The sequence below is a fragment of the Rhodococcus sp. BS-15 genome (genome assembly GCF_000813105.1).
Classification (GTDB): domain Bacteria; phylum Actinomycetota; class Actinomycetes; order Mycobacteriales; family Mycobacteriaceae; genus Rhodococcoides.
On record NZ_BAOX01000290.1, the window covers coordinates 1 to 5,977 of the forward strand.

The 5,977-nt window shown below is 66.3% G+C and carries 4 protein-coding genes and 2 pseudogenes; 3 read left to right on the plus strand and 3 right to left on the minus strand.

The annotated features are described in order from the left end of the window. On the minus strand, positions 1 to 991 hold a 991-nt coding region (gene sucB / locus RHBS_RS22920), incomplete at its 3' end, for a 2-oxoglutarate dehydrogenase, E2 component, dihydrolipoamide succinyltransferase (RefSeq protein ID WP_128646493.1). Positions 992 to 1,368: 377 nt separating this feature from the next. Here sucB and RHBS_RS22925 point away from each other — a divergent pair. Then, a complete protein-coding gene (locus tag RHBS_RS22925; protein WP_094612934.1) occupies positions 1,369 to 1,710 on the plus strand; it encodes an oxidoreductase in 342 nt (113 codons plus the stop codon). Positions 1,711 to 1,758: 48 nt separating this feature from the next. Here the strand turns inward: RHBS_RS22925 and RHBS_RS22930 are convergent. Continuing rightward, a pseudogene (locus RHBS_RS22930) lies at positions 1,759 to 3,281 on the minus strand (leucyl aminopeptidase). A 117-nt stretch (positions 3,282 to 3,398) separates the two neighbouring features. Between RHBS_RS22930 and gcvT the strand changes: the two are divergent. Together gcvT and RHBS_RS22940 are read left to right on the plus strand one after the other, a co-directional pair. Further along, positions 3,399 to 4,498 (plus strand): annotated as a pseudogene (gcvT, locus tag RHBS_RS22935) (glycine cleavage system aminomethyltransferase GcvT). Positions 4,499 to 4,539: 41 nt separating this feature from the next. Next, positions 4,540 to 5,643, plus strand: a complete 1,104-nt coding sequence (locus RHBS_RS22940; RefSeq protein WP_121869581.1) for a branched-chain amino acid aminotransferase — start codon at positions 4,540 to 4,542, stop codon at positions 5,641 to 5,643. Here RHBS_RS22940 and RHBS_RS22945 read toward each other — a convergent pair. Then, a partial coding sequence (locus RHBS_RS22945; RefSeq protein ID WP_187298603.1) for an adenosylcobinamide-GDP ribazoletransferase occupies positions 5,640 to 5,977 on the minus strand: 338 nt, incomplete at its 5' end. The genes RHBS_RS22940 and RHBS_RS22945 overlap by 4 nt on opposite strands.

Sequence of the window (5,977 nt, forward strand, 5' to 3'; positions counted from 1 at the left end):
GCGCAGCAGCGGCAGCCGGAGCGGCCGGAGCCTTCTTGGCCTCGGCTGCGGCGAGCACATCCTGCTTGCGGATGCGGCCACCGACACCGGTGCCCTTCACGGTCGAGAGGTCGACGTCGTTGTCCGACGCCAGCTTGCGCACCAGGGGAGTGACGTACGGGCTGGAATCACCCGACGGTGCCGATTCCTTGGCGGGAGCGGCCTTGGGAGCCTCGGGCTCGGGCTCGGGCTTCGGCTCGGCCTTGGGGGCTTCCTGCTTGGGAGCCTCCTTCTTCGGCTCTTCCTTCTTCGGCTCTTCGGCCTTCGGGGCCTCGGGTTCCGGGGTTGCCTCGGGCTCGGGAGCCTTCCCGGCCGGCGATCCCGATCCGATGACGGCGAGCTGGCCACCGACGGCGACCGTGTCGTCTTCCTCGGCGGAGATCTCGAGCAGGGTTCCGGCGACCGGAGACGGGATCTCGGTGTCGACCTTGTCGGTGGACACCTCGAGCAGCGGCTCGTCGACAGCAACCTCGTCACCGACGGCCTTGAGCCATCGAGTCACGGTGCCTTCGGTGACGGACTCGCCCAACTCGGGCATCGTCACCGGCGTGCCGGATCCGGACGAGTCGGACGATGCACTCGCTGCGGGTGCCTCCTCCTCGGCCTGTGGCTCGGGCTCGGCTGCGGGAGTGGGCTCCTCGGCAGCTTCCTCGGGTGCCGACTCCTCGGCGGGCGCGGCGTCCTCGGCCGGTGCATCGGACGAGGGCGCCTCGTCTGCGTCACCGATCTGGGCGAGCTCGCCACCGATCTCGACGGTGTCGTCTTCCTGAGCGACGATCTTGGTCAGAACACCGGCTGCAGGCGACGGGATCTCGGTATCGACCTTGTCCGTGGAGACTTCGAGCAATGGCTCGTCGACTTCGACGGTGTCGCCTTCTTGTTTGAGCCACCTCGTGACAGTTCCCTCGGTGACGCTCTCACCAAGAGCTGGCATCTGGACGGAGAAGGCCATGTCTGTTGACTCCTCGACAGTTGTATGCGGGTGATGTGGATCGACGACTTGTGGTCGCAGACCATTGTGCTGGCGGAACAGGGTTCATGGACGAGAGTTGGGTGATTCGGTTCGACGGAGGCACCGGTGCACAAGGCACGTATCGAGCAGGTTCCGCTCGACACAGCGCCCACGTCGACACTCCCTCTCGGCAATTCACTTACTCACTTCACGAGCCTTGGTTCACTATCAAGAGAGCTGAACCCTCTAATGTCATCCTTCCATTGTTATCGCCTCGCCGTTCCCCTAGGGCGTGCAACACGCCTGGCAAACTGGCGGGTAACAACATTCCGGCACCAGAACCGGTGATCCATCGGCCGCAAGAAAAGGATGTTCTCGTGGGATTGTTCGATCGACTCAAGCGCAGCGGCGGGGCCGCGAAACGGGCTCCGGAGGGGTCGGTTGCCCAGTACCTGGCCGATTGGACCGACGCGCGAATCGGTGTCGAGGCCTACGTCGAGCCGAAGACGACGGTCACCCCGCTGACCGTCGTGCTGATCGCGAACGACGGCGAATGGACCCGTCGGCCGCTCGATGAAAAATATGCACGAAAGATCGGACCCGACCTGAAGATCCCGGTCTACGACGTGCGCAAGACCGGCTACCCCCAGCGCATGCGTGATCACGACGCCCGCCAGAAGGTCATCAGGAAGCGCGAACAACAGCAGCGCGATCTGTGACCCAGCCCGTGCGTGCGGACGCCGATCCGCACGCACGGACGTTCGCGATCAGCCGTTCTCGGCGATGTCCTCGAGGACCGCGAACATCGTTCGTACGGGAACGCCGGTACCGCCCTTGCCGGTGTAACCGAAGGGTCCACCGGTGTTGTATGCCGGGCCCGCGACGTCGATGTGAGCCCATTCGACTCCGTCGGCGACGAATTCCTTCAAGAACAGAGCGGCAGCGAGCATTCCACCGGCCCGGCCGTTGGTGACGTTCGCCAGATCGGCCACTTTGGAATCGAGTTCGCGTCGGATCTCCTTCGGCAACGGCATCGCCCATGCGTTTTCGCCGATGGCCTGAGAGATCTCGGCGACCCGGTCGCGGAAGTCCTCGGTGCCCATGACCCCTGGCGTTCGATTGCCGAGCGCGACCACCTGAGCACCGGTCAGTGTCGCGGTGTCGATGAGGTAGTCCGGATCGTCCTCGCAGGCACGCACGATCGCGTCGGCCAACACCAACCGGCCTTCGGCGTCGGTGTTGATGACCTCGACCGTGATGCCGCCGTACTGGGTAAGTACATCGCCCGGACGCTGCGCGGTGCCCGACGGCATGTTCTCGGCCATCGGCACGGTCGCAATGACATCGAGTGGCAGATCGACTTCGCGGCCAGGATCACCGTCGCGATGACCGCAGCGGCACCGCCCATGTCGGAGGTCATGTTCTCCATGCCCGCGGCGGGTTTGATGGAGATGCCGCCGGTGTCGAACGTGATTCCCTTGCCCACCAGGGCGACCTTCTTCGCGCCACGCTTACCGCCCGAGTGCGTCAGGCGAACCAGTCGCGGCAGACGCGAAGAACCCTTGCCGACGCCGTGAATGCCGCCGTAGCCGTCCTTCTCCAGCGTCTTGTCGTCCATGATCTCGACCTTCAGGCCCGCAGCCGTACCGAGAGCCTTGGCCTGCGCCGCGAACTCCTCCGGATAGAGGTGGCTGGGCGGAGTGTTGACGAAATCGCGTGCCACAGCGACGGATTCGGCAATGGCGAGCGATCGTGCCAGCTCGTTCTTGGCTTCCTTGGAGCGGGTGTCGGGAACCAGCAGCTCGACGCGGGTCAGTGGAAGTGCGTCGGACTTCGGTGCCGACAACGTCGACTTGAACTCGGTGAACTGATACGCGCCGAGAAAGAAGCCCTCTGCGGCCGCGCCGAGATCGAGCGCCGACAACGTGGTCGCGGCAGTATCGACGCCCTTGAGTGCGCGAGCTGCGGTACCGGCCGACTGCCGGATCCGCTCGCTGTCGATGTCGGCTGCGCTGCCGAGGCCGACCGCCAGCACGCTGTCCACGGACAGCCCCGACGGTGCCGGAATGCGCACCAGCTCGTCGGCCTTTCCGGTGGCACCGACGGATTCGAGAGCGTCGAGCAGCGCCGCAGCTATGGCGTCGTCGGAAATGTCGTCGGTGATGGCGAGTTCGAGGCCGTCGTCACTGGTACTCAGCGCGACGACGAGAACGTCGACTTTCTTACCGAGCTTGCCCGCGAGGACCAGGTCGGGTCCGAGAGTGCGGGAAGGCGTCGAGGGTGAAGGCACGTGGCTGCTCCTGTAGGGGTTGACGTGTACGTACCTCGATCCTAATGACGAGTCGTCGAGGGACGCAGTCGGTCTGCCGGGCCCGCAACGGCCGCGATGTGAGCTAGCGTGACCGCCATGACCGACACCGAGCTGATCGAGGGACCACTTCACGCCGTGCACACCGAATTGGGCGCGACATTCGCACCTTTCGGCGGCTGGACCATGCCGGTGTCGTACGCCGGAGTCGTCGTCGAGCACACGGCAGTGCGAGAGGCCGTCGGCCTGTTCGATGTCGGGCATCTCGGCAAGGCGTCGGTGACAGGCCCCGGAGCCGCCGCGTTCGTGAACTCCGTGCTCACCAACGATCTGAACCGAATCGAACCGGGCAAGGCGCAGTACACCCTGTGCTGCACCGAATCCGGCGGTGTCGTAGACGACCTGATTGCGTACTACGTCTCGGACGAGAACGTCTTTCTGGTGCCGAACGCAGCCAACACGGCGGCCGTCGTCGCGGCAATGGCCGAGCAGGCACCCGAAGGGGTGTCGGTGGTGAACCAGCACCGCGAGTTCGGAGTGCTTGCCGTGCAGGGACCGAAATCGACCGAGGTCCTGCAGGAGCTCGGCTTGCCGACCGACATGGACTACATGGCATTCGAGGACGCCACCTGGAATTCGGTTGCGGTCCGCGTCTGCCGGACCGGGTACACCGGCGAACACGGCTACGAGCTCGTTCCCCCCGCGGGAGATGTGGAACCGCTCTTCCGGGCACTCATGGCTGCAGTGCGATCGCGCGGAGGGCAGGTGTGCGGGCTCGGTGCACGCGATACGTTGCGTACCGAGATGGGATACCCGTTGCACGGACACGAACTGGCACTGGACATCTCGCCACTCGAGGCTCGCTGCGGCTGGGCGATCGGGTGGAAGAAGGACGCGTTCTGGGGCAAGGAAGCCCTGTCCACCGAGAAGGCGAGCGGACCGGCGCGAGTGCTGCGCGGACTGAAGGCCCTCGACGCGGTGTGCTGCGCCCGGGCCTGGCCGTCGGGGCGTCGGGACAGCAGATCGGAACGACGACGTCCGGCACGTTCTCTCCGTCGCTCAAGATCGGAATCGCCCTCGCCCTGCTCGACGCGGAAGCCGCACCGGAGGTGGGCACGGAGGTCGAGGTCGACGTTCGTGGCCGAGCGCTGCGCTGCGAAGTGGTCGCGCCGCCGTTCGTCGCAGCGAAGACCAGGTGACCGCGCGAGAGCACAGCGGCCTTGACGATAGGATCTCCGGCATGACAGGTGTTTCCGAGTTCGCGTACGTGCAGCATCCCTCTCCCACCACTCCCGTGGAGCGCGACGCGGTGCTCGCTGCACCCGGTTTCGGAAAGCACTTCACCGATCACATGGTGTACATCGACTACACCCGTGACGGCGGATGGCACGATGCGACGATCGCGCCCTACGGGCCGATCGAGCTCGACCCCGCCGCGATGGTGCTGCACTACGGCCAGGCCATCTTCGAAGGACTCAAGATCTACCGTCAGCCGAACGGCGACCTGTCGACCTTCCGGGTGCACTCCAATGCCGAGCGCTTCCGCTTCTCGGCACGCCGTCTGGCAATGCCGGAGTTGCCGGACGAGCTGTTCATCGGATCGATCGAGAAGCTTCTCGAATTCGACCACGACTGGGTCCCCGCAGCAGGCGGCGAAGACGCGCTGTACGTGCGGCCGTACATGTTCTCCACCGAGGCCGGGCTGGGCGTGCGCCCCGCCGACTCGTACCGCTACATGCTGATCGCCTCGCCCGCGGGCGCGTACTTCCCCCGGGGCGTAAAGCCGGTGAGCGTCTGGCTGTCCACCGAGTACGTCCGGGCGGCACCGGGCGGCACCGGTGCGGCGAAGTTCGCCGGCAACTACGCCGCGTCGCTCCTCGCGCAGGCGCAGGCCAGCGACGAGGGATGCGATCAGGTGGTCTGGCTCGACGCAACCGAGCGCCGCTACGTCGAGGAAATGGGCGGCATGAACCTGTTCTTCGTCTTCGGCTCGGGCTCCGATGCCCGCCTGGTGACGCCGTCGCTGTCCGGATCACTTCTGCCCGGCATCACCCGCGACTCGCTGCTGGCCCTGGCGACCGACGCAGGCATCCCCGTCGAAGAGCGGCGGATCTCCACCGAGGAGTGGCGCAAGGGTGCCGACTCCGGCGAGATCACCGAGGTGTTCGCCTGCGGCACAGCAGCCGTCATCACACCGGTTGGCAGCGTCAAGTCCACCGAGGGAACGTTCGAGATCGCAGGCGGCGAGCCCGGCGAGATCACGCTTGCACTGCGCGACACGCTCACCGGCATTCAGCGCGGAACGTTCGCCGATACGCACGGCTGGATGACCACGCTCCGCTAGCTCCCCAGGAGCAGACCGACCGCGGCCAGCGCGGTGGTGGACTCGATCCCGGCTCCGAGCACGTCGCCGGAGAGCCCGCCGAAGCGTCGGACGCAGTGCCGGGTGGCCACCGTACCGAGCGCCAGCACGGCGATGACCACCAGCGGTCCCTGCCACGGATGGTCGGCCCGTGCGAACACCGAGATCGCCACTGCGACAAGCACCCACAGCACCGGAGCCACGTTCGACTGCGTACCTGCCACGAGCGCACCGAAACCGTTCGGCGACGACGCGTCCGTGCCCCGGCGGCAGGCGAGCACCACCGACACCCCGGCCGACGACCGGGACGACCGCG

What these genes read in the sequence shown, in the direction of transcription:
- RHBS_RS22940 (WP_121869581.1), top strand. Translation starts at nt 4,540, where the DNA reads ATGACAGGTGTTTCCGAGTTCGCGTACGTGCAGCATCCCTCTCCCACC.